The sequence below is a fragment of the Desulfocicer niacini genome, assembly GCF_054657595.1.
In genome coordinates this window covers 12,061-37,365 of record NZ_BAAHYK010000026.1, presented here as the reverse complement: position 1 = coordinate 37,365, position 25,305 = coordinate 12,061, and the positions used below count along the sequence as shown (strand labels likewise).

The 25,305-nt window shown below is 46.9% G+C and carries 25 protein-coding genes and 1 pseudogene; 8 read left to right on the top strand and 18 right to left on the bottom strand.

Features of this window, described 5'->3' with window-relative positions; genetic code table 11:
• The first annotated feature begins 10 nt into the window (after positions 1-10).
• A complete protein-coding gene (locus tag ACYQ2M_RS14850) occupies positions 11-1,438 on the top strand; it encodes a dihydrolipoyl dehydrogenase family protein (protein ID WP_459917146.1) in 1,428 nt (475 codons plus the stop codon).
• A 142-nt stretch (positions 1,439-1,580) separates the two neighbouring features.
• On the opposite strand, the gene ACYQ2M_RS14845 is transcribed toward ACYQ2M_RS14850, so the two are convergent.
• The 13 genes and pseudogenes from ACYQ2M_RS14845 to ACYQ2M_RS14785 form a co-directional block, all read right to left on the bottom strand.
• Positions 1,581-1,829: a c-type cytochrome gene (locus ACYQ2M_RS14845; protein WP_459917145.1), complete on the bottom strand. Its 249-nt coding sequence runs from the start codon at positions 1,827-1,829 to the stop codon at positions 1,581-1,583.
• 84 nt (positions 1,830-1,913) lie between these two features.
• On the bottom strand, positions 1,914-2,870 hold the full coding sequence (locus ACYQ2M_RS14840; protein WP_459917144.1) for a hypothetical protein: 957 nt from the start codon (positions 2,868-2,870) through the stop codon (positions 1,914-1,916).
• 566 nt (positions 2,871-3,436) lie between these two features.
• On the bottom strand, positions 3,437-3,994 hold the full coding sequence (locus ACYQ2M_RS14835; protein WP_459917143.1) for a sterol desaturase family protein: 558 nt from the start codon (positions 3,992-3,994) through the stop codon (positions 3,437-3,439).
• Positions 3,995-4,550: 556 nt separating this feature from the next.
• Entirely contained in the window at positions 4,551-5,225 is a 675-nt protein-coding gene (locus ACYQ2M_RS14830) for a type 1 glutamine amidotransferase domain-containing protein (protein ID WP_459917142.1), read from the bottom strand.
• Between the two features lie 129 nt (positions 5,226-5,354).
• The gene (locus ACYQ2M_RS14825) at positions 5,355-6,248 is read right to left on the bottom strand and encodes a cation diffusion facilitator family transporter (RefSeq protein ID WP_459917141.1); all 894 of its coding nucleotides are present in this window, start codon (positions 6,246-6,248) and stop codon (positions 5,355-5,357) included.
• Between the two features lie 145 nt (positions 6,249-6,393).
• A pseudogene (locus ACYQ2M_RS14820) lies at positions 6,394-7,125 on the bottom strand (SDR family oxidoreductase).
• 273 nt (positions 7,126-7,398) lie between these two features.
• A complete protein-coding gene (locus tag ACYQ2M_RS14815) occupies positions 7,399-8,247 on the bottom strand; it encodes a 2-oxoacid:ferredoxin oxidoreductase subunit beta (protein WP_459917140.1) in 849 nt (282 codons plus the stop codon).
• A gap of 1 nt (position 8,248) precedes the next feature.
• Positions 8,249-9,967, bottom strand: a complete 1,719-nt coding sequence (locus ACYQ2M_RS14810) for a 2-oxoacid:acceptor oxidoreductase subunit alpha (RefSeq protein ID WP_459917139.1) — start codon at positions 9,965-9,967, stop codon at positions 8,249-8,251.
• Between the two features lie 105 nt (positions 9,968-10,072).
• Complete coding sequence (locus tag ACYQ2M_RS14805) at positions 10,073-10,444, bottom strand: hypothetical protein (protein WP_459917138.1); 372 nt, start codon at positions 10,442-10,444, stop codon at positions 10,073-10,075.
• 35 nt (positions 10,445-10,479) lie between these two features.
• Positions 10,480-10,668, bottom strand: a complete 189-nt coding sequence (locus ACYQ2M_RS14800) for a YgaP family membrane protein (RefSeq protein ID WP_459917137.1) — start codon at positions 10,666-10,668, stop codon at positions 10,480-10,482.
• Between the two features lie 169 nt (positions 10,669-10,837).
• Positions 10,838-11,065 carry a hypothetical protein gene (locus ACYQ2M_RS14795; protein ID WP_459917136.1) on the bottom strand — a complete coding sequence of 76 codons (228 nt, stop codon included), beginning with the start codon at positions 11,063-11,065 and terminating at the stop codon, positions 10,838-10,840.
• A 292-nt stretch (positions 11,066-11,357) separates the two neighbouring features.
• Entirely contained in the window at positions 11,358-12,278 is a 921-nt protein-coding gene (locus ACYQ2M_RS14790; RefSeq protein WP_459917135.1) for a SufB/SufD family protein, read from the bottom strand.
• Complete coding sequence (locus tag ACYQ2M_RS14785) at positions 12,259-13,023, bottom strand: ABC transporter ATP-binding protein (RefSeq protein WP_459917134.1); 765 nt, start codon at positions 13,021-13,023, stop codon at positions 12,259-12,261. The genes ACYQ2M_RS14790 and ACYQ2M_RS14785 overlap by 20 nt, the downstream gene beginning before the upstream one ends.
• A 274-nt stretch (positions 13,024-13,297) precedes the next feature.
• Between ACYQ2M_RS14785 and ACYQ2M_RS14780 the strand changes: the two genes are divergently transcribed.
• Positions 13,298-13,672, top strand: a complete 375-nt coding sequence (locus ACYQ2M_RS14780) for a desulfoferrodoxin (protein WP_459917133.1) — start codon at positions 13,298-13,300, stop codon at positions 13,670-13,672.
• A gap of 264 nt (positions 13,673-13,936) precedes the next feature.
• Complete coding sequence (locus ACYQ2M_RS14775; protein WP_459917132.1) at positions 13,937-14,350, top strand: hypothetical protein; 414 nt, start codon at positions 13,937-13,939, stop codon at positions 14,348-14,350.
• 240 nt (positions 14,351-14,590) lie between these two features.
• Here ACYQ2M_RS14775 and ACYQ2M_RS14770 read toward each other — a convergent pair whose 3' ends face one another.
• On the bottom strand, positions 14,591-14,923 hold the full coding sequence (locus tag ACYQ2M_RS14770; RefSeq protein ID WP_459917131.1) for a PAS domain-containing protein: 333 nt from the start codon (positions 14,921-14,923) through the stop codon (positions 14,591-14,593).
• Positions 14,924-15,342: 419 nt separating this feature from the next.
• On the opposite strand from ACYQ2M_RS14770, the gene ACYQ2M_RS14765 reads away from it, so the two are divergent.
• The 3 genes from ACYQ2M_RS14765 to ACYQ2M_RS14755 all read left to right on the top strand — a co-directional run bounded on the left by ACYQ2M_RS14765 (position 15,343) and on the right by ACYQ2M_RS14755 (position 18,793).
• Positions 15,343-15,588: a GntR family transcriptional regulator gene (locus ACYQ2M_RS14765; protein WP_459917130.1), complete on the top strand. Its 246-nt coding sequence runs from the start codon at positions 15,343-15,345 to the stop codon at positions 15,586-15,588.
• 201 nt (positions 15,589-15,789) lie between these two features.
• Complete coding sequence (locus ACYQ2M_RS14760; RefSeq protein WP_459917129.1) at positions 15,790-17,208, top strand: trimethylamine methyltransferase family protein; 1,419 nt, start codon at positions 15,790-15,792, stop codon at positions 17,206-17,208.
• Positions 17,209-17,257: 49 nt separating this feature from the next.
• Positions 17,258-18,793, top strand: coding sequence for a BCCT family transporter (locus ACYQ2M_RS14755; RefSeq protein WP_459917128.1), 1,536 nt, complete (start codon positions 17,258-17,260; stop codon positions 18,791-18,793).
• 272 nt (positions 18,794-19,065) lie between these two features.
• Here the strand turns inward: ACYQ2M_RS14755 and ACYQ2M_RS14750 are convergent, their stop codons facing one another.
• Positions 19,066-19,593, bottom strand: coding sequence for a hypothetical protein (locus ACYQ2M_RS14750; protein WP_459917127.1), 528 nt, complete (start codon positions 19,591-19,593; stop codon positions 19,066-19,068).
• A gap of 155 nt (positions 19,594-19,748) precedes the next feature.
• On the bottom strand, positions 19,749-21,446 hold the full coding sequence (locus tag ACYQ2M_RS14745) for a sulfite exporter TauE/SafE family protein (protein ID WP_459917126.1): 1,698 nt from the start codon (positions 21,444-21,446) through the stop codon (positions 19,749-19,751).
• A gap of 605 nt (positions 21,447-22,051) precedes the next feature.
• On the opposite strand from ACYQ2M_RS14745, the gene ACYQ2M_RS14740 reads away from it, so the two are divergent.
• The gene (locus ACYQ2M_RS14740; protein WP_459917125.1) at positions 22,052-22,354 is read left to right on the top strand and encodes an ATP-binding protein; all 303 of its coding nucleotides are present in this window, start codon (positions 22,052-22,054) and stop codon (positions 22,352-22,354) included.
• Positions 22,355-22,387: 33 nt separating this feature from the next.
• Here the strand turns inward: ACYQ2M_RS14740 and ACYQ2M_RS14735 are convergent, their stop codons facing one another.
• Entirely contained in the window at positions 22,388-23,404 is a 1,017-nt protein-coding gene (locus ACYQ2M_RS14735; RefSeq protein WP_459917124.1) for a molybdopterin-binding protein, read from the bottom strand.
• Positions 23,405-23,464: 60 nt separating this feature from the next.
• The gene (locus tag ACYQ2M_RS14730; protein WP_459917123.1) at positions 23,465-24,136 is read right to left on the bottom strand and encodes a GntR family transcriptional regulator; all 672 of its coding nucleotides are present in this window, start codon (positions 24,134-24,136) and stop codon (positions 23,465-23,467) included.
• A 476-nt stretch (positions 24,137-24,612) separates the two neighbouring features.
• Here ACYQ2M_RS14730 and ACYQ2M_RS14725 point away from each other — a divergent pair, with 476 nt between their 5' ends.
• Positions 24,613-25,296: a GntR family transcriptional regulator gene (locus ACYQ2M_RS14725; protein WP_459917122.1), complete on the top strand. Its 684-nt coding sequence runs from the start codon at positions 24,613-24,615 to the stop codon at positions 25,294-25,296.
• Positions 25,297-25,305 lie beyond the last annotated feature (9 nt).

Here is a 25,305-nt window from a genome sequence, read left to right as displayed (position 1 = left end):
GGAGGAAACCATGAAAAAATACGATGTTGTAATTATCGGATCAGGAACTTCCGGACAGACCGCCGCTTATGAGATGGTCAAGCAGGACCTGAAGATCGCTGTGATAGAGAAGAGCGATCAGGCCGGCGGTACCTGTGCGCTCAGGGGGTGCCAGGCAAAAAAATGGTTCTATGAAGGGGCCGAGCTGGCTGCCAAATCTCATCACCTGAAAGGAAAGGGGATTCTTAAAGAACCCCAGACCAGCTGGTCCGATTTTTTGAAGGCCAAAAACCGCTTTACAGATTCCGTGCCTAAAAACACTATTTCCGGATTGAAGAAAAAAGGGATAGATATCATTCATGGTGAAGCTGAATTTCAAGATGATAAGACCTTGACAGCAGGGGGACAGGTTATTTCGGCAGATCATTTTGTCATTGCTGTAGGGGCGCGCCCCAGGCCGTTGAAAATGGAGGGGGCAGCGTATTTAACTACCAGCCGGCAGTTTCTTGAACTGGCCCACCTGCCCCTTCGAATTGTTTTTATTGGTGGGGGATTTATTTCCTTTGAGTTTGCTCATTTTGCCACCCATCTTTGCAGAAACAAGTCCCGGCAGACAACCATTTTGCAGGCGGGTCCGCGACCGCTTAAACCGTTTGATGCCCAGATGGTCTCTTTTTTGTCAAAAGCATCTGAGGATGCCGGAATCCGGATTCACAATAAGGTTCAGATCACGGCAATAGAAAAAACGAATCAGGAATTCAGTGTTTACACCAAGGACGGCCGGGTCTTCAAAGCCGATCTGGTTGTCCATGGCGCCGGACGTGTGGCTGACATTGAAACCTTGGGTCTTGATAAAGCTGATATCGACTTTTCAAACAAGGGCATCTTAACTAACGAAAAAATGCAGACAACCAATCCCCGGGTTTTTTCAGTCGGCGACTGCTCTCAAACCCTTAAACTGGCCCGGATTGCTGATTATGAGGCGTTGATAGCTGCCAATACCATCATGGATAATGGTTCCGACGGAACACATTTAAATCCCATCGATTACCATACGGTTCCTGTTGTTCTGTTCACCTACCCCCAGTTGGCCATGGTGGGCAAAACCGAAGAACAGCTGAAAGAGGAGGGAAGGTCATATATCACAAGCACGGATCAAAACCTTGACTGGCCGACATACAAACGAATCGGTATGACCCATGCGGCCTATAAAATCATGATGGATGAGGACGGTATGTTGATCGGTGCCCATCTCCTCTCCGATCACGCGACCGGGATGATTAACACCATCTGCATGGCCATGCGCAACCGGATATCTGTTGAAGCGCTTTACTATCAGTGCATGATATCGCCTTACCCGTCCAGGGAGAGCGATTTGATATACATGTTGAAGCCTTTGCTTGGAAAAACAGCTTCCCGAAAATGCGGACAAAAAATGAATAAAAACCGGGAGTGTTGAAGCGGAGTTAGATGTCATGGCGGGTCAATGATTCCCGCGGCCAGGTCAAGACGGGTTGCGGGAGGCTTTGGATTTATCAACCAATTTAACCCATTACTGCGGTGTTTTCCAACTGCCCTTCCTTTTTTTTTATGCGCCTCTTTTATTGGCTGAAACGAGCCGTACTGATGCTGTGAAAAACATCAGCATAGGGTGGATACGGGCAGTCCACCGCTTTTTTCTCCAGGTTTGGATAATCCTTCTCCAGTCCGCTCATCTGCGGTCGCTCCTGTGAACTGAGATAGGCGGCGACATCGAAGGTGTCTTCATTGGTGATTGCCGGCTGGTTCCACACCGTTCCCAACGGCATATTGCTGTGAACAAATGCGGCGTTGGTCAGCACCCGGTTCATTCCCGCTCCGTTGCTATAACTGTTTGCTCCCCAGAGCGCCGGGGCGATATGGCTGCAAAAGTAGATTTCCTCTCTCCCCTATTCCTAATAAACCGATCTTATATGGCCCATTGTCTTGTCAATGAGTATCCTATCAACGAGGTCGTCTTTCTTCGTCAATATCTCCGCCTCAAAGGCCCCGCCCGCGTCTGTTATCTTGCCCAGCTTCAGGTTGGGGTTTCTCGAAGACTTCAAATAATCTTTCATCATGGCCTCGGCTTCCTTTGCATCAATGGGTTTGCCGGTTGACCGGGATTGCTGGCCATAGCCGCGGCCCATGCCATATCCGGAACCGTCGCCCCTCATCATGCCGGAACTCATACCGTGACCGGAGTCGCCCATCATGCCAGGACCCATACTGTAACTGCCATAACCGGACCCGCCCATCATGCCATATCCTCGGCTGTATCCATAGCCATGTCCCATTCTCAAGGCATGCTCAAACATCACTAAATGCCAGCGGCTTTGAAGAAGGATAGCGTTCAACACCTGAGCCGTATCGCGATCCTCGGCCTTTTTTACGAGCCATTCATATCGGGGTAATAAATCGCCTTCGAGTTTTACGCTGAGTTCGTAGGTCTCCGTCAATGTCTTATTCTCCGCAACCGTGCCTGTTTTAACATCAGCGGGTAGATCATAGGCTTTAAACAGCTGCTCGATCGACGCAATGTGACTCTCTTCCTGTGGGATGACCATCATGTAAGGCATGTAGGCGTTGAACTTTTCCTGATCCGCCTGATACTGGGCCAGCGATTGAATCTCCAGCTTTAGAATTTCATTGAGTTTTGCAACCCATTCCGTGTTTTCGGGTGCGGGCAGTTTCGCCGGAACATCAATCCTTCCTCCCATCATGCCCGACCTCATGCCATAGGCGCCATGGCCCCCCATCATGCCTGAGCCCATGCCATAGCCGTTTCCGCCGGACTGACTATACACGTTAGCAGTGCCGACTGCAAATGCCATAGCCAAAACCAATGAAATAATAAAAATGCTCTTTTTCATACGTTTCTCCTTTTCTTCTTTGTGTTTCGTTAAGATTTATTTCGTCGCCGTCTCTTTACCTCAAGTCTTTCTGCAAGAGTTAAAAAAGTTTCCGTTCGGGCACTAATTAATTAAAAAGGCACGTTCAGAGCAGTCATTAACAGTCAACAAATAGGTCATATATAATCGTTTTTATATATTGGCTTTGTTCATAAGCCATTCAATTTCCAATGTACTGTTTCCTCCGGCCATCTGGGCAATTTGGGTGAGCATATTAGCCCGCACCGACTGGTTTTCATAAGAATGTCCTGATATTCCTACGTCCATTGCCGAGTTTGAGAAAGGATGAATTAAGGTTTCCGAACTTTCATGCTTTGTTGTGTCAGGTGGTCTGACATGCCCGTTATTAAGGACGTCCCTCTTTTTCGCGCGCTATCGCCTTACAACCCTTTCAGGATCAGCACCATGCCCATCTATGGAGTAAGATCTTGCTTTATCGGTAAAAGGCATTAGCAGCATATGAAGCAGGTTGTTCTTTCCTGGTTCACGAAACTGTGCGAGTCCTATCGTCATTTTTTCATGCCCCATCACAGGTTGTGCCCGGTATGTGCCAAAGATGCGGTCCACCAGGGGAAGTTGAATCCGAAATTGCTGTTTGTTTCGCGGATGGTGACGGAATGGTGTACCCGGTGCTGGTCCGGCGTGACAACCAGCAATCGGAGGTACTTGTCGAGCTTTAGCGGCAGCTTGAGGTTGCCGTGGTTGAACATGGCGGTGCCGTTGAGAATGATCTCAAAAAGAATAACCGTGAACACCGTGGGCCCAAGAGCGGCAATGGCGGTCATTTTGATGACCATGCTGATGAGAATTTCAATGGGATGAAACCGCAACCCCGTGGTGACATCAATGTCCATGTCGGCATGATGCATCATGTGCAGCCGCCAGATCAGGGGTACGGTGTGGAACATCACATGCTGGAAATACACCACGAGATCGAGTACCAGGACGCCGATAAGCACGTCAAGCCATTCCGGCAAACTGACCATGTTGAGCAGCCCCCATCCTTTTTCTTGGGACGCCAAGGCCACATGTACACCGATGAAGGGAAAAAGCAGCCGAACGGTAAGGGCACCCACCGCTACCACGCCTAGGTTGCTGAACCATCTTATCGACCGGGACATCATAGACAGCACTCGCCGAGGAGAGAGAAGTTCACCCAAGGCGACAAGTACTAGAATACCAAAAAAAATGTCAGCCGAGTTGTAGCTTCATGTTCCATTATCTTTTCCATTTCCCTAAAGTGTTCTGGTTTTTGCTACGATTAAATCATGTTGATTATCCAGTCGTTTCCATACATGCCCCGGTACGGGTTCGAATTGAAGGTCGCCGGTTATAGTGGTTTTTCTTTTCCCTTTGATGTGTGTTTTTTTCCTTCATGATCATTCTTCTTCTAAATACTCTTTCCAAAGAAGTTTGTGCCAGCATACACTGATAAGGCAACCTTTATGCCAGGCTTTCAACACCCATCGGTGCAGTAGCCATAATCCTGTTTTTTAAGCATAATTTGTTAAAAGTAATTTCTGAGATTTCCTTAGCCCTTCGATAAAGAAGGTCATATATAACCTTGTAATCATATATGACCTTTTCGATGTATTCCGATGATGTGGACCATGTCGGTATCGAAATGGTTGCGGGCCAGTTTTACAGCAAGGTCAACAGCTTGAGGGCCGCCGCTTCAGATGATGCAGGGTTCTGGCCCGTAACCAGCTTGCCGTCCATGATCACAAAAGACGCCCAGTCGTCGCCTTTTTTATACAGGCCGCCCTTGGAGATCAGCATGTCCTCGACCAGGAACGGCACTATCTCGGTCAGGCCAACAGCATGTTCTTCGGTGTTGGTAAAGCTGGTGACTCTCTTGCCGGACACCAGCGATTCACCATCCATGCCTTTGGGGTGCTTGAACACAGCCGGCGCATGGCAGACCGCACCAATCGGGCGTTCGCTGTGTGCGAAGGCTTCAATCAGCTTCACGCTGTCGGCATCCTCGGCCAAATCCCACAGAGGTCCGTGGCCGCCTGGGTAGAATATGGCATCAAAGCCCTTGTCGTTGATCGTGGACAGCACTTGAGTGCTTGCCAGCGCTTTTTGCGCCGCATCGTCACGCTTGAAGCGTTGGGTCGCCGCGGTCTGGGCGTCATCTGTGTCGCTTCCGGGGTCAAGCGGTGGCTGACCGCCCTTGGGCGACGCCAGAACAATGTCGGCACCAGCATCCTTGAAAACGTAGTAGGGAGAGGTGAATTCTTCCAGCCAGAAACCGGTTTTCCGTCCTGTGCTTCCAAGTTTATCGTGGGAGGTGAGTACCATAAGTATTTTCATAAGAATTTCCTTTTTCCTGTAGCCCATCTTTTGATAAGACCTCGTTTATGTTCTAATTTAATTTATTTTGAAGCCGCCTTAAACAATATACAATTACCTGTATATTTTGAATTAAAGATATGCAGACCTTTACACTTTTTCGATCTTTTCGTTTTCGACTTGAAAAGTGGTATGCCCTATGCCAAATTCAACCTTAAGTTTTTCCTGCAATTGAGATATAAATTCATCGTTAAACCCATTTGGCATTATCAGGTGGGCGGTTAATGAGACTTGGGTTGTACTCATTGCCCAAACGTGCAGATCATGAATATTTTCAACCCCGTTTTGAGATGAAAGAAAGGTGTGTACTTCTTCAAGTTTTATGTGTTTTGGTACAGCATCCAACGCCAAATCAATGGAATCTATAAACAAACGCCATGTTCCCCAAAAAATCACTACAATGATGATAAAACTCATTATAGGGTCAATCCATTGGATTCCGGTGAGGTGAATCAATAAGCCGGCAACAACCACACCCATTGAAACCCCTGCATCGGCAGCCATATGAAGAAAAGCGCCTTTTATATTTAAGTCATCCTTTTGCCCCTTCATGAATAACAAGGCTGTAATGGTGTTGATGACCACACCTATTCCGGCAACAATCATTACCAGAGTTCCTGCGACGGGTTCGGGGTTTTTAAATCGACCAACGGCATCCCACCCAATGGCAATAACCGCCCCAAACAGTAAAAGTGCATTCAGGATTGATACCAGAATAGTCGTTTTGCGCAAGCCGTATGTGTATTTCCCTTTTGGTGTTATGGAGGCAAGCCAAATGGCAGCCCATGCAAAAACCAAACTTAAAACATCACTGGTATTGTGACCTGCATCGGCTAAGAGTGCTGATGAGTTGGCTATTAAACCATAAAAAATTTCAACGGCCACAAAGACGATGTTTAATCCTATACCGATTGCAAATGCCTTGCCGTGACCATTTTGTATGGTATATTCGTGCGAATGTGTCATGTTTTTTTTATTTGCCAAGTTTTAAAATCTTTCTTTAAGTTGAATTTTCCCTGTACCTTCTGCATCAGCAACAGGCAGATAGGTATCTGAGTTTTGAAGTAAATTGATGATAACTCTCCCTGTGGATCCGATCGCGCCGGCAACCAATACTCTGTGTTTTTCTCTACATATCCTGCTTCGTAGGACGAATAACAATCTCATTAACATCCACTTCCTCGGGTTGCTCAATCGAATAGAGGATCGCGCGAGCGACCACCTCGGCATCGATGGCGCCTTGATAAATATTTTGAACAATATCAGCGGTTTCTTTGTCATTGATATGCTCAGTTAATTCCGTATCAACGGCACCCGGAGAGATCATTGTCGAGCGAATTTCGCAATTTGACTCCAGCCGGATACCTTCCGAAAGCGCTCTGACCGCAGACTTGGTCGCACAATAGACAGCTCCGGATGGAAACACCTTGATTCCTGCCACCGAGGCGAGATTGACAATGTGCCCTTTTTTTTGTTTGCGCATCACCGGCAAGGCTACAGCGACGGCATAGAGAACACCCTTGATATTGACATCGTCCATCTGGTCCTATTCATCCACCTTCAGGGCACCAAGTGGCGATAACGGCATCAAGCCGGCATTGTTAATCAATACATCAAGGCGGTCATACTTTTGCATAGTTGCTTCAACCAACTCCGTTAACGCTTCCCGCTTGGTAACGTCGGTTACCTACTAAGAAGCCTTGCCACCGGATGCCTCGATCTCCTGTACCAGCTTCTTCAGCCGTTCCTCCCGCCGTGCGGCGAGCATTAAGATGGCTCCCTGGTCGGCAAGAAGTTTGGCGGTTGCTGCGCCGATGCCGCTACTGGCACCGGTGATAATGATAACTTTTGCATAAATCATGAATTTCCTCCTCTATTTTCATATATAACCTCCTTTTTCATGATTTCTACTTTGCATTTTGGCTGTACTTTGACTTTAGCAGGACACCGGCACTGGTTCAGCTGGGTAGGTGTTGTATATCCGTAAATATTCGGCTTAGACTTGGTACGGGTTCGAATTGAAGGTTACCGGTTATAATTGCGCATCAATCACCCCAAGTATAAAAATGTGATGCCTTTTCACGGTAAAAAGCGGATCTAAAAATGGTAACCCGAAATTCGACGATTTCTCTCCTTATGAATCCTGCAATATTGCATTGGCTTTTTCCGGATCATAGTCCCGAAAGATAAGGGGACCTTTTTCAAGCCCTTTTATCCGGGATGTAAAATCCGGCTTTTTAGTTTGATAAAAGATTCCGATGGGGATGGCATCCCCCCATTCCATGGCCAGTTTCATGGCCTGTGTAAAATTGTCAGGTTCTGGATTATCCGCTTCATACACCCTTTTTTTATACCATTCAAAGGTGTTGATTTTGTTGAACGACACACAGGGCTGCATGATATCAATGAGGCTCAAGCCTTTATGGTTCATGGCTTTTTGTATGAGGTCGCTTAAATGGTCCTTGTTGCCGGAAAATCCCCGGGCAACAAATCCTGCACCCAGACTCAGCGCCACAGCAGGTCCGTTGAACGGTTCTGATATGACTCCATCGGGTTGAAGGGCGGTTGTCATGCCAAGCCCTGATGTCGGGGACGCCTGACCCTTTGTCAGGCCGTAGACTTGATTGTTATGCACGATAAGCGTCAGATCGGTATTCCGCCTGATGGCGTGCATGAAATGGTTACCGCCTTCGCCATAGCAATCGCCATCCCCTGAATTCACTATTATTTTCAGATCATGGTTGGCCAGTTTTGCTCCCAGAGCCAGGGGCAGTGCCCTTCCATGAAGACTGTGAAACATATTGCAGTTTAAAAAATGGGGGGTTTTGGCTGCCTGACCGATGCCGGAAATGATCAGAATCTTTTCCGGCGGGATACCCTGTTCAGTCAGGGCATTTTTCATGGCTTCCAGAATCCCGAAATTACCACATCCCGGACACCACTGATTTTTATAGTCTGAGTTAAAATCTTTTAGGGTAACCATATCAATGTTTCTCCTTTTCTTTAACCGCATCCATGATCTCTATCGGATAAAAGGGCCTGCCATCATATTTTAGTATGGCATGGGTGGTTGAAATCCCGGTCTGCTCTTTTAACAGGTGTCCGAACTGGGCACCTGAATTTTGTTCCACTGTAATAATGGTTTTGACCGGGTCTTTTAAATGGGATTCGACAGCTGCGGTGGGGAAGGGCCACAGATCAGTGAATAAAAGGCAACCCACATCCATTCCCTCGTTACGGAGTCCTTCCACTGATTCTTTAATACTGCCCAATGTTGATCCCCACCCCAGCAGCAGTGTTTTTGCTTCGGGGAACAAGACTTGCGGTGCAGACATTTCCCTGATCATATCCGGCAGCTTTGACTTGCGTTTGTTGACCATGGCGTTTCTGTTATCAATATCCTCGGTGATATGGCCGTCTTCCCTGTGTTCATCACTGGATACCACGACTCTGGCAGCACCTGTGCAAGGCAGTGCTCTGGGCGAAACGCCGGAGGGTGTCAACGCATAACGATTATAATTTTTCGGGTCTTTAAGATCTTCATCCCCAACAATAAACCGGTCCATCTTTTTGGGAAAAGTAAAGGGTTGTTCCAGTAAAAAAATGGAATCTGCCAGATATTGATCCATAAGAATAATTGCCGGAACCTGGTATTTTTCAGACAGGGCAAATGCCTTTTGGGTAATTTCAAAAGCTTGTCTGGGGCTTCCCGGTGCAAAGACAAACCGTGGAAAATCATCCTGGGAGGCATGGATGGCAAATAAAAGATCTCCCTGCCCGGTACGGGTCGGCAGGCCTGTGGCAGGGCCTGGCCGCTGAGCATCGACAATGACAATTGGGGTTTCTGTAATGGCTGATAGGCCAAGGCCCTCTGTCATGAGACAAAATCCGCCGCCCGAGGTGGCAGTCATGGCCCGCGCACCGGCAAATGAGGCGCCGATAACCATGTTGACCGCCGCAATTTCATCTTCTGCCTGTTCCACCACAAGGGGAAGGTGGTTTGTCCAACTGGCAAGATGTCCCATGATACTGGTTGCAGGGGACATGGGATAAAATGCCGCAACCCGGCAGTCTGATGCTATGGCACCCAGGGCAATTGCCCGGGAACCATCCATTGCTTGGCCCTTGGGATCAGATGTCTTTAAAAACGGTTGCCGGGAAAAACGAATATCCTTGACCGCATCATATCCCAACCGGGCGGCTTTGATGTTTTTTTCAATAATATCTGCTTTTTTCCCGGCAAACTGTCTGGACAGCAAGTCGTCAATCTTGTCAAAAGAAGCCCCCAGGAGTGACAGGCCAGCAGCGGCGGCAACCGTATTGGCATAGAGAGTGCTGCCGGTTTCTTTGGCAAGGGTAGAAAACTCAACGCTAACCGCCTGTTTGGATGGAGAGTCAAGCGGTACCTCCAGGATAGCAATCCCATCTTCTTGAAGTTCACCCTTATGCAGATCCCAGGTCTCTTTATTAAGGGCGATTAAAAGATCCACCCGGTGATGGGGTGCCTGAACCGGCTTATCACTGATGCGCATCTGAAAAAAACTGTGCCCACCCCGGACCCGGGACTCAAAATCGTTGATCGCCATGATATAAAACCCTGCATCCCGGCATGCCCAGGCCAAAAGGTTTCCAATCGTCTGTATCCCCTGGCCAGCTGCCCCGCCAATTTTAATGGTCATGTCAATGTTCATATCAGTGGTCATGAACTGCTCCTTTTAACAATAATATGGGTTTAATTTGTAAATAATCGCCAAGCAAATGATATATCCGGTCAGAGACTGAATATATGATTCTAAATCAGGACTGGATCAACTTCCTAAGCACAAAGGGCAATATTCCATTATTTCTGTTAGTTTCAGGTTCGGATTCAGCCTTAACTGAATGAGGCTGAATGAGGTGCTATCAATCAAATAATTTAATAGCAGGATTTGAATTTTCTCCCAGCCCGCACTGTCAGTGATCGGTATCTTCAGGTTTCCAAGAAGATAATGATATTTTATATATTGAGCTATTTCTGGTTTTTCCTTCTTAAAATATTTCCATACATCAATCGCAGAAGCGGTTTCGACAAGGGTAGATATTGCATCAATAACATACATTTTTCCATCAACCGTAAATCGGACAGTTCTATCATCAAAGGGGATATCAATAGTTGCCTTCATGCCCTGATGGCCATTCATCCTCGCTCTTCCGGACGGATTCAGTGCCTTACAAATTATTTCTTTTTGCAGGTTGAAATACCCAGCGCAGCATAAGGAGGGCACCATCCGATCAAACCTGTTATCATCGGAATTACCCCCAGATATGCCCAAGGTGTTTTGGGTCCCCAGAAAGCAAGGGAGACTATGACAATGCCGACTGTTATCCTGACGATTCTTTCAATACCACCGATATTCTTCTTCATGACCGTTGCTCTCCTTTTGGTTAGTTTTTAGCGGCCTCGAAATCCTTATTCCGAGCGATTCATTTACCACAGCTTTTTATATACTCATTTTTTGTGCCAGCTTACCAACAGTCAAGGTCGCGTCACCCATCATACGGCTCTGCACCCCCATTATTTCCGGGGTCCTTAGTTATCTGCATTCCTGGGATGTCCGACTGCATTTGACATCTTTGAGTCGTTCGGTATAGCGAGCCCAAAAACCTTTCTTGGTTTTGTCGTCCGCTTTTTCGAACTTGTTCTGACAATCTTTGGAGCAAAAATAGTGTGTCCCTTTCTCATCATCGCTGATAAACTGACATTCGTCAGGATGGACGTTTTTGCCGCAAACCGGATCTAACGTTTGTTGACTTTCATTCATGATAATCCTCCATTGATTGATAGTTTGAACCGCTGATTTTATTTTTTTTCAGGTGTTGTACATTTCTGAGATTTCCTTAGTTCTTCGATAAACAAGGTCATATATGACCTTTTCGATGTATTCCTATGTTATGGGGTTCATCCATAAGGGAGTGGCATAGCTCCAAACCAATTATTTTTCAAAAACAGTAATTATTCCCCAAAAAAATAATGCATCGCATGTCATTTTTTGTTTATTCGTCAAGCGTCTACTGCCGACTGTCATATAAAGAAAAGAGCACAGCCTCTTTTTTTCACCTTAAAAACCCCTGTATGATCCTGTTGACGGCCTGGTCATAATCCAGACCCAGGCTCATTAGTTTCATTAGCTGGTCGTTTGCAATTTTACCAATGGACGCTTCATGGGTCAGTTCGGCATCGGGATGCAGAGCTCTCAGGGCCGGAATGGTCTGGCTCTTTCCATTATCCATAATGATGGCATCACATTCAATATGGCCATAACAGCGGGCCTCTGCCGTTAAGTTGACTTCAAAATCCTGGGAAGAAGTTCCCTTGATCACAGAGCGGGAGACAATATTGGCTCTGCTGTCAACACCGGAAAGCGCCACATCATTTTGTGAAACCGCTGTCTGGTTGTCATCGGTCATTACCCGCTCGGTGATCAGCAATGATGCATCCGGCCCCACAACAGCCTCGTTCTTTCGTTTGGCTTGATCGACGCCTTGGAGCTGGGTCAGCTCCATCTCAGCTTTTGCATTCTCCTCCAAAAAAACCTTTGTTGTCGGATTGAGCGTGCGTTTCCCGGTCCCGCTGCCGATTGCGGTATGTTTTTCCACATACACAACCCGGGCATTTTTTTTGATCACAAATTCGTGGATACCGGAATGACCTTCCGACTCACTGCTGCCGCAATGGATGCCGCAACCAGCAACAATGGTAACATCTGCGTCTTCTCCAATGATAAAGGTGTTGTACACGGTATCATGGAGTCCGGCCTGGGAAAGGATCACCGGAATGTGAACCGACTCGTTTTTTGTACCCGGTGCAATCTCCACAACAATTCCGCTTTTTTCTTCATGGGTGCGGATGTCGATATTTGCAGAGACTTCCCTACCGAGCAGTTTCCCGTTTTTGCGTATGTTATAGGCCCCTTTCGGAATCTCTTCCAATCCAGCCACTTCCTTTAAGAGCTGTTTATCGATAGCATTCAGCATTGTTTTCCTCCCGGCATAAATCATTTAATGTACAGACGCTATGATCATCCAGCATCACTTTGGCACCGTCGATATCGCCGGAATAGGCGATTTTTCCGCCTTCAATCAGCAGAAGGGTATCTGCTGCCTCAAGAAACGCCCTGTTGTGGCTGACCACAATGGTGGTGGCGTTGTTTTTCCGGTTCTCCCGGCGGATGAGATCCACCATGGGCTGGATAGTCCACAGATCAATACCCGTATCCGGTTCGTCATAGATCGCCAGTTTTGGACTTCTTGCAATAATGGTGGCCATCTCAATTTTTTTGATCTCTCCCCCCGAGAGTTTTGCATCCACGGGCTTGTCAAGAAAATCCATTGAACAGATCCCCACCCGGGATATAATTCTGGATAGTGTATCTTCATCGTCTTGTCCCGATGCAATGGCCAGCAGATCCCGGAAGGTGGTGCCCTTGAACCGGGCTGGATTCTGAAAACCATAGGCTATACCGGCCCTGGAGCGCTCATCAATGGCCATGCCGGTGATATCTTCATCCATGAACCGGATCATGCCCCGGTTGGGTGTATGAATCCCCATGATCAGCTTGGCCAAAGTGGACTTTCCCGAACCATTGGGACCAGTAATCGCATAAATCTTGCCCGATTCAAATGTAAAACTGATATCGCTTATAATCGACCGGACCGCAATGGTATCCGCCCCGTTCTCTGTTTCAGGCACTTCAAATGAAAGATTCAGTAGTTCCAGCATAATCTGTTTCCTCCTTTTTCCCTGTTGGATTAGGTCTGTGGGATTCATATAGCCATTTATTCATAAAATGCAGGACACTGTATATATGGTAATTCACCCATTTCTGCATACAAAATCATGTAGGCGTTCTTTTTTTTATCCAGAAACGTTGATTGGACATGGGTTGTACATATTTTTTTTTTCATAAATGGGTAAAAACCCACATTTACGCTTCAGTCTTTTTGTCCTTTAATGCAACTATCACTAACAACGTAAATAAAAGGAGAAAAATTTTATGCCGACACAAAAACAAATTTTCAAATGCGAAGCATGTGGTAACATCATTGAGGTAGTTCATGGAGGAGACGGAGACCTGGTCTGCTGTGGTCAAAACATGACACTTTTTCAGGAAAAGACTGCTGATGAAGGTAAAGAAAAGCATGTTCCCGTCATTGAAGTCCTTGACAGCGGAATCAAGGTAAAAGTCGGAAGTAATCCACACCCCATGGAAGAAAAACATTTTATTGAATGGATCGAACTGATTGACAGCGACAAAACATATCGCCACTATCTGAAACCGGGCCAGTCTCCGGAAACCACTTTTGAAACCCGCAACAAAGGGGTGACCGCCCGGGAATATTGTAGCATTCATGGGCTATGGAAATCCTGATTTTGATATAACATACATGGCAGTCTCTACCTGGCAAAACGAAGAACGAACAAAAAACGAAGAGCGAAAAAGCGCTTGCTGGCAAAAACCAGCACCTGCTCTTTTGTATAAAATACATGGCTGCACCCCCCAGTCACAACCAAAAACGAAACCCTAATTATTACAGAATTTTAGACAAAGTCTTATATAAAGACTTAGTCTATCAGAAAGAGCTGTATCAGCTCTTTCTGATAAAATTAAATCAAAAAAAGGAGTTTGCTTTATATGTTTTATTCAGGCCATTTTTCATTTGATGAACTTAGAGATAAAGACCGAGAACGACACGGATATTTTACCTGTGTTGTCAATGCTGGCAGTCCAGAGCTTGCTCTGTTGAAATTCAGAGATCGGATCCGGTTGATCAAAGAAGACAGGAAAGGTTCACTTTTTGAAGATATCAGATCAATCTACGTTGAAGATATCGTCGAAATCTCAGCCCTTCCTGAGGAGGCTATTGTAACACGGTTTCAATCTTCTGAGGACCCATTTCCCAATTCGGAAAGTTGTGCATTGCCAACCTCGGATACAGTCATTATTAAGGCGTATCAATGGATTCCCGGAATAGAAGCACCTGAGGACATCGGCAACTTAACAGACAGTAACGGCTACAAGACAGCGGTTCCGTTCCTCAAGTTTTAATAGATCTATAACAAGCAGAGGAACAGGATAAACACATTGGCGTGCAGCCGAGAACCTTGCAGACAGAGACACGCTGGAATAACAGTACTGAAGACCGCTTCGGTATGCTTGGTAATATACGATTAAACGCCTTGCCAGTATCCTTTATCGTCTTTGACCTTTTGACATGACGCGCATATCGGCAGCATTCCGGTTAACTGTCTAATGTCTGCGAGAACATTTTGAAGCTCTTTGTTTTTTTTATAAGTTCTGCGGTATACTGTTTTCTTTCTTCATCAGCACACTTACGTTCTGTGATATCCTGCACCGTCCCGTCCCGGCCATGTATATTGGTCTATTCTCACTATCAAAAACCACTTCACCCAATGTCCTGACATTTCGTATTGTGCCATCAGGCCTGTTGATACGAAAATCCAAGACGCCGGACTGTTCTCCTGTGGCGCTTGCGGCAAACAAATCCTGGATCGACTGTCGGTCATCAAGATGTATCAATCCTAAAACAGATGCTAAACTCGGGGTGAATGTTTCCGGTGAAACCCCATGGAGACGATACAACTCATCTGACCATTGCATGGCGCCTGACAGCTCTGAGAAATCACCGCATCAATGGCCTTGTGATTCTTACTGGCAAACAAGACACTCCTGCCCCATGCCGGGCCTGGACAAAAAAGAAATCCCGCCATTATCAGTCGATAATAAAACGGGGCCAGCCCGATCGGACACACATTCTTTAAAAGTCAACCGGATGAGGCGCATTCCCCAAATGCTTGATACTGCGCCCCCCACCAATAAAACCACATCAATTCTCCAAAAAAAACATTTTTAAAAAATCCTTGACAGACATGTTGCGTGTAATATATCACATACATTAAGTTCTGTTGAAAAATTAAATGGCCTTCACGTACCCATCAAACGTACCCACATGTTTCATGGGAGTATCCCTGAACATAAGGGAACTGCGTTGGTAAGCCTGAAACCGGCAAGGAAAGCCCATGCTTAACTTTACGCCCTTAAATCAACCAGAGTCCCTTTCTAAAATGGCTTACACTGCCATCCGGCCCGCCATTCTATCCGGTGAAATAAAAATCAACGAAACGCACAAAGAAGTTCTGATTGCGAAAAACCTGAGAATTTCCAGAACGCCGCTGCGGAAAGCCCTAGGAAGTCCTCATGCCTTCTTCTCACAGGGAGAAAATGCCATAAAGGCCATGATGCTTAAGTTTTTTGTCAAACATTGACCATCCATCAATGGATCAACCCAGAAAAAGGATACACAATGGATCAAGCGCAAAAGGGGTCGTTTTTCTTATATGTGATATATTAAATTTAAAACAATAAATATTTGAATGAATTGCCGTCGACGTTACCATCTGTCATGATCATTGAATGTATTCATCAAAAAACCCCAAAAAATATAACACCATCAATGGAGCATTGTTATGAAACCTTCCATAAAATATTTATCACAAGAAGAAATCCGTTATCTCCATAACCAGTCCCTTTTAATGCTCAGTGAAATCGGCATGAAAATGCCCCATGAAGAGACATTGACGCTTTTAAAACGTGCCGGGGCCGAGATCGTGGATGGAAATATCGTGAAAATCCCGGAAACCATGGTTACCTCAGCCCTTTCCAGCGTTCCCAAAAGAGACGATGTGGTACTTTATGCCCGGGATGCTGCCAAGGATATCCATTTTAACACCCATGATCCCAGTCTTGCCTGCATGACCATGGCCGTGAATGTCATGGACCCCCATACCCGATTAAAACGGCCTGCCACCAATGAGGATCTCGCAGTCCTTACCCGCATGGCCGATCAGCTTGAGAATGTGGGCGTAAACGGTGGGTTGGTAACCCCCCAGGAGGTTCCCGGTGCCTACAACGACTGGTATACCTGGGCCACCACCATCAAAAATACCACAAAGCCCATCACCGGTGGCATGTTCGGCGCACGGTGCGTTCAAGATGCAGCGAAAATGGCATCCATTGCTGTGGGTGGAGACGCTGAATTTCGCAAACGCCCCTTTATATCCGGCTGGGTACTTACCCTGCCCCCCTTTGGTCTCAGCTCCGAAACCATTGATTCCCTTGTGGAAATGAACAAGTGGAATATCCCGGCCATCGTCAGTTCCGGCCCCATCCTGGGCACATCTTCTCCCGTCACCATTGCAGGCACCATTGCCCAGGCCCATGCGGAAATCCTGGCATGCATCGTGGTCTCCCAGCTTGTCAATCCGGGTTCTCCCGTCATCTATACCAGCTTTGCCCGGGGCATTGACATGAAAACCGGCAACATCTCCATGGCCTGTCCGGAATTTGGCATTCTCAAGGTGGGCATGTCCCAGATGGGCCGCTCTCTTGATCTTCCCATTCGCATGCCGTCACTACTGCGGGATGCAAAAGTACTGGATGCCCAGGCCGGATTTGAAACAGGCATGATCGGCACCATGGGAGGTATGAGCGCGGATCTGCTGGATGCCATGCAGCTGGATATGGACATGGTGGTGGATTTTGCCGATCTTATTTTCTGTGATGAGTGCATGGCCGGCATCAAGCGAGTGGCAAAAGAACTGGTGGTAGATACCGCAACCATTGCCATGGATGTCATGAAAGATGTCGGACCCGGCGGCAATTTTCTGGCGCAGCCCCATACCTTCCAGAATTTCAAAAAAGAGCTGTGGCTTCCCGGACTGCTGGAACGACGAAACTGGGATTTGTGGGAAAAGGACGGTGGCAAAGATATTTACACCGTTGCTCATGAGCGGATGCTGGATATGATCAAAACAACGCCTGAAAATCGCCTTTCATCATCATCTGAACAAAAGATTGATGCCATCGTTGAGCAGGCCCAGGCTTGAAAGCCATACAATCAGAAAGAATTATTAAATGAAAGAACAGGAGGTAACAGTGGCAAACGAACAAGAAACAAAAAAAACGGGCATTGACTGGCCTGTGTTTGGATGGAGTGGTGGCATCGTGCTGGCATTTGTTGTGGCAGCCCTTGTGAACATTGATTTTGTATCGGGAATGGTAAACAAATCCTTTGGATTTTCATGTAAATATTTCGGTGCCTACTGGCAGGTACTGTTACTGCTGACCTTTTTGATCAGCGTTGTGCTGGCATGCTCCAAATACGGCAGCATCAAACTGGGAAACGTGGACGAACCGGAAATGAGCACCTTTCGCTGGATCGCCATCATCATGTGTACACTGCTTGCCGGCGGTGGGGTGTTCTGGTCGGCTGCCGAACCTATGTATCATTTTACCTCCACGCCACCGTTGTTCCAGGGCATTGAATCGGCCACAAAGGCTGCGGTGGCACCGGCCCTGGCCCAGAGCTATCTGCACTGGGGCTTTCTTGCCTGGGCCATTCTGGGAACCTTAAGCGCCGTTGTATTGATGTACAGTCACTACCATAAAGGGGTGGAATTAAAACCCCGTGCACTGTTGTATCCCCTTTTCGGTGAAAAAATCATGCACAACTGGCTGGGTGTGGCCGTTGATGCGGCATCTATTATTGCCGTGGCAGCAGGTACCATTGGTCCCATTGGGTTTCTGGGCCTCCAGTTGAGCTTCTCCCTTCAGCAACTTTTTGGTATTCCCGATGTCTACTTCACCCAGCTTTGCATAATCATTGGCCTTGTGATCATCTACACCATTTCAGCTGTCAGCGGGCTCCACAAGGGTATTCAAATATTAAGCCGGTTCAACGTCATCCTCACCATTGCCCTCATCGCCATTATCCTGGTTCTTGGACCTGGCGGGTTCATCATTGACTCCTTTCTCACGGGGTTTGGTACCTACATCAAAGAATTTCCCCTGTTGACCCTTTACCGTGGCGACACAGGGTGGCTTGGCTGGTGGACGGTTTTTTTCTGGGGATGGTTCCTCGGCTATGGTCCCATGATGGCCGTGTTCATCTCCCGCATTTCACGGGGACGTTCCATCCGTGAAATCGTAATGGCCGTTGGTGTCATTGCACCCATTGTCACCAATTTCTGGTTTTCCGTCCTGGGCGGCTCCGGCATCTTTTATGAGCTGGCCAATCCCGGCTCTGTGTCCAAGGCCCTCACCGATGCAGGACTGCCGGCAGCGTTGCTTGCCATTGTCCAGCAATTGCCGTTGTCCTTTATCATGGTACCGGCATTTTTAGTGCTCATCATCATATTTCTCACCACCACCGGCGATTCCATGGCGTTGACCATCTCCATTGCTGTAACGGGTGAAGATGATCCCCCAACGGGCATGCGGGTTTTCTGGGCTGTGATGATGGGGGCGGTGGCTGCCGTGCTGCTGGCCATTGGTCAGGGGGGTATCTCCGCGCTACAGTCCTTTATCGTGGTAACGGCAGTACCGGTTGGTTTTATCCTTCTGCCCAGCCTGTGGCTGGGACCCCAGGTGGCGGCAAAGCTGTATAAAGAACAATTCCCCACGGGAAAATAAGATATTGCGTTAACAACGCGTTAAAAAGGCCATGTCACCCTGGAGGTGTCATGGCCTTTTTTGTTCAAAAACGAAAAAGGATCCCCTATGATGTCCTGACACCGGGGCAGCTCAATAAATATCTCAATGCGGACTGGTAAGAAGGAGGGCATGACAATGTATACCAATAAACCTGAAAAAAACTCCGGGAGGGTTGATATGAATATCAATGCAAGCCTCCGGACACGCCGCCGTATAGGAAAACGGGCACAGCTCTGTGCCTGGGGTGGAACTTATTTAGTTGGTTCGTCTGATTTCTTTTTGTTCATCCGAAAACCAACCGCCAAAGTAAACAGGTAAACGATCAAGAAAAGAGCCGTCACCGAAATTCCCTGAACCCCGTATCCATTGACCGGAAGGGGTAAAGCATACGCCATGCCCTGCTTTGCCATCAAAACCCCCTCATCCAGAACCCCGTTGAGCCAGGCCATAACCAAAAAAATAGGCAACAGATACACCATAACATACCGGGCATAATGATGGGCCAGATAAAAATTATAATCATCGTTCAATTCATCATCCGTGGCTTTGTACATGGCACTGCGTTGGTAATGATTTTCCAGTAGTTGCAAATCCTTCTGGCGCTCTCTTTTTTGTGAAAATGTTTCCTGAAAAGCAGATGTTTTCTCTTCCACCCGCAGTTTCTTTCGCAATGTAAAGGACAATAAAGCAGTAAGAACAGCCACCAGTCCCACCTGCAGGGCAACAGGTATTCCCAATGCATCCATGGGGGCCATGATCAGCAGCGTCATTATATTCACGACCCTGCTGACCAGGGGCTCTAAGATTGAGAAATAAAGAAAATCTAAGCAATAACTAAGGTAATTCATGGCAAATTCTGGTCAGTCAAATAATGGAAAAAGTAAGCATCGTCTTTTTGTACCTGAAATTGATAAGGTGCAGCCAGCGGAATTGATCAGCGCATGAACCAGAGCAGACCGGTGTATTTCAGACAGGTCAAAATCAGGGCAAAGGCCAGCAATCTTTTCAGGAAAATTTCCGGCAGCATTTTTTGAATTTTAGGCCCCACAATGCCGCCGCACATGGCACCTGCGGCAATCAAGGCTGCCATGATCCAGTCAGGCTGATACCCCATCATCACATATTTGGCGATCCCCCCCACTGAAGTGGAAAAACCACCCGCCAGAGCGATGGGGACGGCCAGATACATGGGATACCCCACCAATGTGGTCATGAAAGGCATAAACATGAAACCGCCTCCCACGCCAAAAGAAGAGGCTATAATGCCCATGACCATACCGCCGACCAGCATCATGGCCGGTTTGGCCACAAAGGTTTCTCCCCAGAACCGCATATTGAATTGAACGGGATGAAACTTGTCAAATTCAATGGAACCCAACTGCACGGCTTTCCCTGAGGCTTTGGCCTCTTTGATGGCGGCGTTGAACTTATCCACGATGGCCTTCATCGCCTTTTTCTTTTCAATGGAACTTGGCAGGGATTCGGTAAAGAGTTTCACGCCGATAACCAGGCAGATAATACCCAGATAAAATTTAAAGGCGGCAAGATTCAGGTATTTGGCGGATAAGGGAGGACCGATAAAAAAGGCACCGATGATAATACCGATGGAAAAGGGAATGGCCACCGGGTATGCAAACCGTTTTTCTTTAAAATAACTGATCAGACCGCTGATGGGGGAGCACAGGGTCAAAAACAGGTTGGTGGGTTTGATGGTATTGCCGGCGTTGACACCAATGGGACCCTTTGTGCCGATGGCGGTAATTTGAAAAGCTGCCGTAAACAGACCACCGGCGGCCCCCATGATGACAAAAAGAACCCCGATGAGAAACGCTCCCACAAACACGATTAAAGGATTCATGTATACATTGGCGATCTTAAAAAAATAACCGGATTTTTCAATGGTAAAAGTCTCTACTTTGGTGCCGTTGACATAGACCGCCATGGCCGTATCCGGTGCAATATTCTTATAGGGAGCCATGGTGACGCTGAAATCACCGGTGGTCTTATCCAGGGTGAGGCGGACGCCATTGTTCCACTGTTCTGGCTGTTTATCATAATCGGTCAGCACCATACGGGCATTACCTCCGCCCTTGGCGGTCTCTTTGTCGATGGTATTGATGCCGAATTTTTTTTCATGGGAAAAGAGCAGCATTTTCCACTGCATCTCATCTTGAATGGGAGCAAGCCACCCTTTTATTTCAGAAGGGATTTCTTTCCATGTTTTGAGCTTATTGACCTTCACATTGTATTTAAAGGGAGAAAAGGCAAAAATTCCAGAGGTTTGCCCTTGGGGGACTTCAATGGACGTTGCCAGTTTTTCTGGAATATTGGTGACAATGTAATAGTTCGGTGGAATCGCAGTGGCCCCAAAGGCATCTTTGCCATCCTTACCGTCATGCAGGCGTGTTCGTTCTTTGGACCCGGGGGAATCCTTTGCAGAGAAAAATTTTTCCGTGGCAATCACCACGAAAACATCTTGGCCGGGATTAATTTTACCTTTTACGGTAATGGGTTCGCCCGCCTTGATTTTCGCACTGGACAGTGTCGCTTCCAAGGCCTGTGCGTGAAAAGCAACCGCCAACAAAAAACATAAAATTACGCCGGTGTATCGAGGTACTTTCTTGATCATCATTTCTCCTTTTGCATTTTTTTCAGCATTTTCCAGGCCAGAAAAATGGGGGAACTGTTCTCTCATTTTTCCGGAGATAGAACAAATCGGTATACAACCGCCCTGTTCCCCCGGATCGGCATTTTAGTTCTGAGCAATTTCTCTAAACTCAAGCAAGCTATAAGCAAATAAAATGCCAATATCTATCCAGATATTGCTTAAAAAACATTGAAAAGAAGAATAATTGTTTTTGTTATTTATTTCAGATATTTATTAAACGGCAACAACTTTTTTCAATGCAAATCAAGAGTTCTCCCACAACACATAACACATCCTGATCGTAAAGAGAGCTTCCGCTTCCGCAATATTTTTCATGCAAAAATTGAAACGAAAATTAAATATTTTTAATAATATAAATTTGTTACCGCTAAGTGCCAAAAAAACAATTCTTATGCATCATTTTCACTGCGCTTTGATACAACTGCCATGGGTAGACCTCATTGGAAACGTGTTCGCACCTTTCGGCATAATGGCAAATTCGTGTACCGGCCCCTAATTATAACCGCCGGGCATTCCGGGAAGCATTTGTAAACGCCCTGGTGCATCGGGATTTCAGCCGCCTGGGGGCCGTGCATATCAGGCTGGACAATGACGGTTTAACCATCAGCAATCCCGGTGGATTTGTGGATGGGGTGACATTGGATAATCTGCTGGTGGCCGATCCGCGCTCAAGAAATCCGTTGCTGTCTGATATCATTAAACGCATTGGATTGGCAGAACGCACCGGCAGAGGCATTGATCGTATCTATGAAGGGATGCTCCGGTATGGTCGCCCGGCACCGGATTACGCCATGTCCAATGCCTTCACCGTGTCGGTCCAACTGTTAAATACGGCGCCGGATCTTGATTTTTTAAATTGGATCGGGCAATGATGTCTGAAAGGATGGTTTTCATACTATATGATCCTATTTCCCGAATCCGCAGACGGGAAATCTGCAGTTTTTACAGTTTGAGCAATAACCGCCATGGCCCATACCGGCAACGGTGGTTCGGTCCACGTCTTCCCCTGCCAGAAGCCGTGGCACAATGAGATCAAAAATGCTGGCCCTGTGGTACATGACGCAGCCGGGAAGACCGATGACGGGAATTTTATCAAGAAAGGAAAGCATGAACATGGCCCCGGGAAGCACCGGAGCACCATAGGTGACCACACGACCACCGGCGGCACGGATGGAGCCCGGGGTCTGATCATCTGGATCCACGGACATGCCACCGGTGAGGGCGATCATCTGGGCACCATCATTCACCAGCGAGTGGATGGCCTTAACAGTCATGTCACGATCATCTGATACCAGGATTTCACGAAACACATGACTTCCCAGATCTTTAAATTTTTTCTTTACCACCGGGCCGAATTTGTCTTGTATCCTGCCATTGAACACCTCGCTGCCGGTGACAATCATTCCCACCTTCAGGGGGGCAAAGGGTTTTATTTCGACGATGGGAAAATGGGCTCGGCAGATCTCTTCCACAGCCGCTATTTTCTCTTCTTTAATGGAGAGGGGAATAATGCGGGTGCCAGCCAGGTCCTGTTCTTTTTCAACGGTCTGGAGGGTGTGGAGGGTGGCAAACATGATTTCATCAATGGCATTGATTTTCTCAAGGGCATCAACGTTGATTTTTAAAAGCCCTTTATGTTTTGCTATAAAAGCAACCTTGCCTTCCACCGGGGTCGTTAATTCAATACCCTGACCGCAGGCTGCCGATGCAATGCGCACGGCCGCATCATTTTCGTGGACTCTGCCCTTGAAATCAGACACATAGATATGTCGTTTCCCTATATCCAGCAGACGGGGGATATCTGCCTCCGTAATAACATGGCCCTTTTTAAAGGCAGGGCCTTTGAATAGATCAGGAACAATTTCCGTGATGTCGTGGCACAGAATCATTCCAACGGCCTGTTCAACGGGAATACTTTTCATTTGATATTTTTCCTCATGGGTTTGATGGATGTCTCCGGAAGGGGTAAGAGAAAATTAAGGTTACCGTGAAAGGGATGAGAGTTTGTGGCTGACAGCTGCTTTGCTTTGGTCCAGATGATCTGAAAGCAGTGTCAATGTGGTGGCTGTATCTCCGGCCTTAACGGCGGCTAAAATTTTTTCATGCTCCAGCACCACCTCGGTCATACGGCCCTCAACAGAAAGGGCGTAGCTGCCCATGATATGAAGGATGTCTCTGATATTGTCCATGATGGAAACCAGACGTTTATTGCCCGTTAGTCGGGCAAAGGCCATGTGAAATGCGCGATCCATTTCCATGAATCGATTAATGTCACCGGATTCCATGGCAATGCGGTGCTGTTTCTCAACACATTGCTCTATTTCTGCCAGATCTGCGGATTCAAATTGGATACAAACCTTTTTAAACGCATGGGTTTCAATGATATGGCGAAGTTCAAATATTTCGTTAACATCCTCTTCTTTGAAGCTGTTCACCACCACTCCCTTGCGGGGTAAGAACTCAATAAGCCCCTGGGAAGAAAGCTCCAATAGGGCCTCCCTGACCGGCGTTCGGGAAATCCCCAATTGCTGGGCTAAATTCTTTTCATTATAGATAGTTCCGCTGGTAAGGGTGTTGGATAAAATTGAGTCACGAAGGGCATTATATGCCATTTTTGCCAGTGGTTCCGGTTTATTTAATTCACTTAATTCCATGTTACTCCTGATTCTTTGTATTATTTATATGATATATTGCACGTAATCACAAATAGTGTCAAGAAATAAGCCTTTCTGCTTGTCACCAAGGGAGGCACTTTTAGTGTTGTAAATTCTATGTTCTCAAATGACAAGGGCAATCTGTCACAAAAAAACAGAAGATCGAAAATGGCATTATGCCGCCCCTCCCCCGACGGGCAATGCTCCCGGACCGGAACTGTAGACAGCTCGATTGTCCGGTTCCTATTGCCCATCGGGGGAGGGGCTCTGCTGAGGTAGACCTGAAGGCTATCTTTTCATATAACCCACATGGCTGTAACCACCAGCCACAACGAACAATGAAACTCTTATCATTGCAGTGTTTTAGACGGCGTTTCATATAAAAAAAACTGTAAAAAGCAATTAAAAATACTTGACATGCTTTATTGCGCATGTAATATATCACATTAAACATGCTAAAAAAAGGACATGAAAAAATGGGACTGACTGAATTAGAGGGATTGTCAGAGTTAAAAAAACCAGTACCCCTGGCAAAGATGGCTTACGATGCCCTTCGCAGCTCCATACTAACCAACCACTTGACATCCGATGTCGTGTACAATGAGAAGGGACTTGCCGAGCAGCTTGGTATTTCACGAACGCCGGTCAGGGAGGCCCTGCTGGAACTTTCTTCCCAGGGACTGGTTTCTTTTCTACCCCGAAAAGGGGTGGTGGTGAATAAGTTTACCCGGAAAGACATTGAAGAAATTTTTGAACTTCGTTATGTCATTGAGATGGCATCGGTGAAGAAAATATGCCTTACCTGGTCCGCCGATGATCTTTCCTGCCTTGCGCAATGCCTTAAAAATCAGAAACAGCTTTTAACCCAGGGGGAAAATCCCATTGCCTTCATGGATATAGATCGGGACTTTCACGTGGGCATCAGCCGATTGACCAGAAATGGGCGCTTGGTGGCAATCATTCAGAATATCAGAGATATTTTGCAACTCATGGGAATTCGAGCCCTTACAGCCCGGGGACGAATGAAGGAAGTCATCGTTGAACATTCCAATATCCTTGAGGCCATAAAAAAACGAGATGTAGAGGAGGCACTTTTGCACATGGCTGTCCACCTAGACCAGAGCAAATCTGCCGTTAAAACAATAAAATCAAAACAATAAAGGAAAGTT

Excerpts from the sequence above, each read along its gene's own strand:
- ACYQ2M_RS14850 (WP_459917146.1), top strand. The coding sequence starts at position 11 with ATGAAAAAATACGATGTTGTAATTATCGGATCAGGAACTTCCGGACAG.
- ACYQ2M_RS14845 (WP_459917145.1), bottom strand. The coding sequence starts at position 1,829 with ATGAACCGGGTGCTGACCAACGCCGCATTTGTTCACAGCAATATGCCG.
- ACYQ2M_RS14840 (WP_459917144.1), bottom strand. The coding sequence starts at position 2,870 with ATGAAAAAGAGCATTTTTATTATTTCATTGGTTTTGGCTATGGCATTT.
- ACYQ2M_RS14830 (WP_459917142.1), bottom strand. The coding sequence starts at position 5,225 with ATGAAAATACTTATGGTACTCACCTCCCACGATAAACTTGGAAGCACA.
- ACYQ2M_RS14815 (WP_459917140.1), bottom strand. The coding sequence starts at position 8,247 with ATGGTTACCCTAAAAGATTTTAACTCAGACTATAAAAATCAGTGGTGT.
- ACYQ2M_RS14810 (WP_459917139.1), bottom strand. The coding sequence starts at position 9,967 with ATGACCACTGATATGAACATTGACATGACCATTAAAATTGGCGGGGCA.
- ACYQ2M_RS14805 (WP_459917138.1), bottom strand. The coding sequence starts at position 10,444 with ATGAATGGCCATCAGGGCATGAAGGCAACTATTGATATCCCCTTTGAT.
- ACYQ2M_RS14800 (WP_459917137.1), bottom strand. The coding sequence starts at position 10,668 with ATGAAGAAGAATATCGGTGGTATTGAAAGAATCGTCAGGATAACAGTC.
- ACYQ2M_RS14795 (WP_459917136.1), bottom strand. The coding sequence starts at position 11,065 with ATGAATGAAAGTCAACAAACGTTAGATCCGGTTTGCGGCAAAAACGTC.
- ACYQ2M_RS14790 (WP_459917135.1), bottom strand. The coding sequence starts at position 12,278 with ATGCTGAATGCTATCGATAAACAGCTCTTAAAGGAAGTGGCTGGATTG.
- ACYQ2M_RS14785 (WP_459917134.1), bottom strand. The coding sequence starts at position 13,023 with ATGCTGGAACTACTGAATCTTTCATTTGAAGTGCCTGAAACAGAGAAC.
- ACYQ2M_RS14780 (WP_459917133.1), top strand. The coding sequence starts at position 13,298 with ATGCCGACACAAAAACAAATTTTCAAATGCGAAGCATGTGGTAACATC.
- ACYQ2M_RS14775 (WP_459917132.1), top strand. The coding sequence starts at position 13,937 with ATGTTTTATTCAGGCCATTTTTCATTTGATGAACTTAGAGATAAAGAC.
- ACYQ2M_RS14770 (WP_459917131.1), bottom strand. The coding sequence starts at position 14,923 with ATGCAATGGTCAGATGAGTTGTATCGTCTCCATGGGGTTTCACCGGAA.
- ACYQ2M_RS14765 (WP_459917130.1), top strand. The coding sequence starts at position 15,343 with ATGCTTAACTTTACGCCCTTAAATCAACCAGAGTCCCTTTCTAAAATG.
- ACYQ2M_RS14760 (WP_459917129.1), top strand. The coding sequence starts at position 15,790 with ATGAAACCTTCCATAAAATATTTATCACAAGAAGAAATCCGTTATCTC.
- ACYQ2M_RS14745 (WP_459917126.1), bottom strand. The coding sequence starts at position 21,446 with ATGATGATCAAGAAAGTACCTCGATACACCGGCGTAATTTTATGTTTT.
- ACYQ2M_RS14735 (WP_459917124.1), bottom strand. The coding sequence starts at position 23,404 with ATGAAAAGTATTCCCGTTGAACAGGCCGTTGGAATGATTCTGTGCCAC.
- ACYQ2M_RS14730 (WP_459917123.1), bottom strand. The coding sequence starts at position 24,136 with ATGGAATTAAGTGAATTAAATAAACCGGAACCACTGGCAAAAATGGCA.
- ACYQ2M_RS14725 (WP_459917122.1), top strand. The coding sequence starts at position 24,613 with ATGGGACTGACTGAATTAGAGGGATTGTCAGAGTTAAAAAAACCAGTA.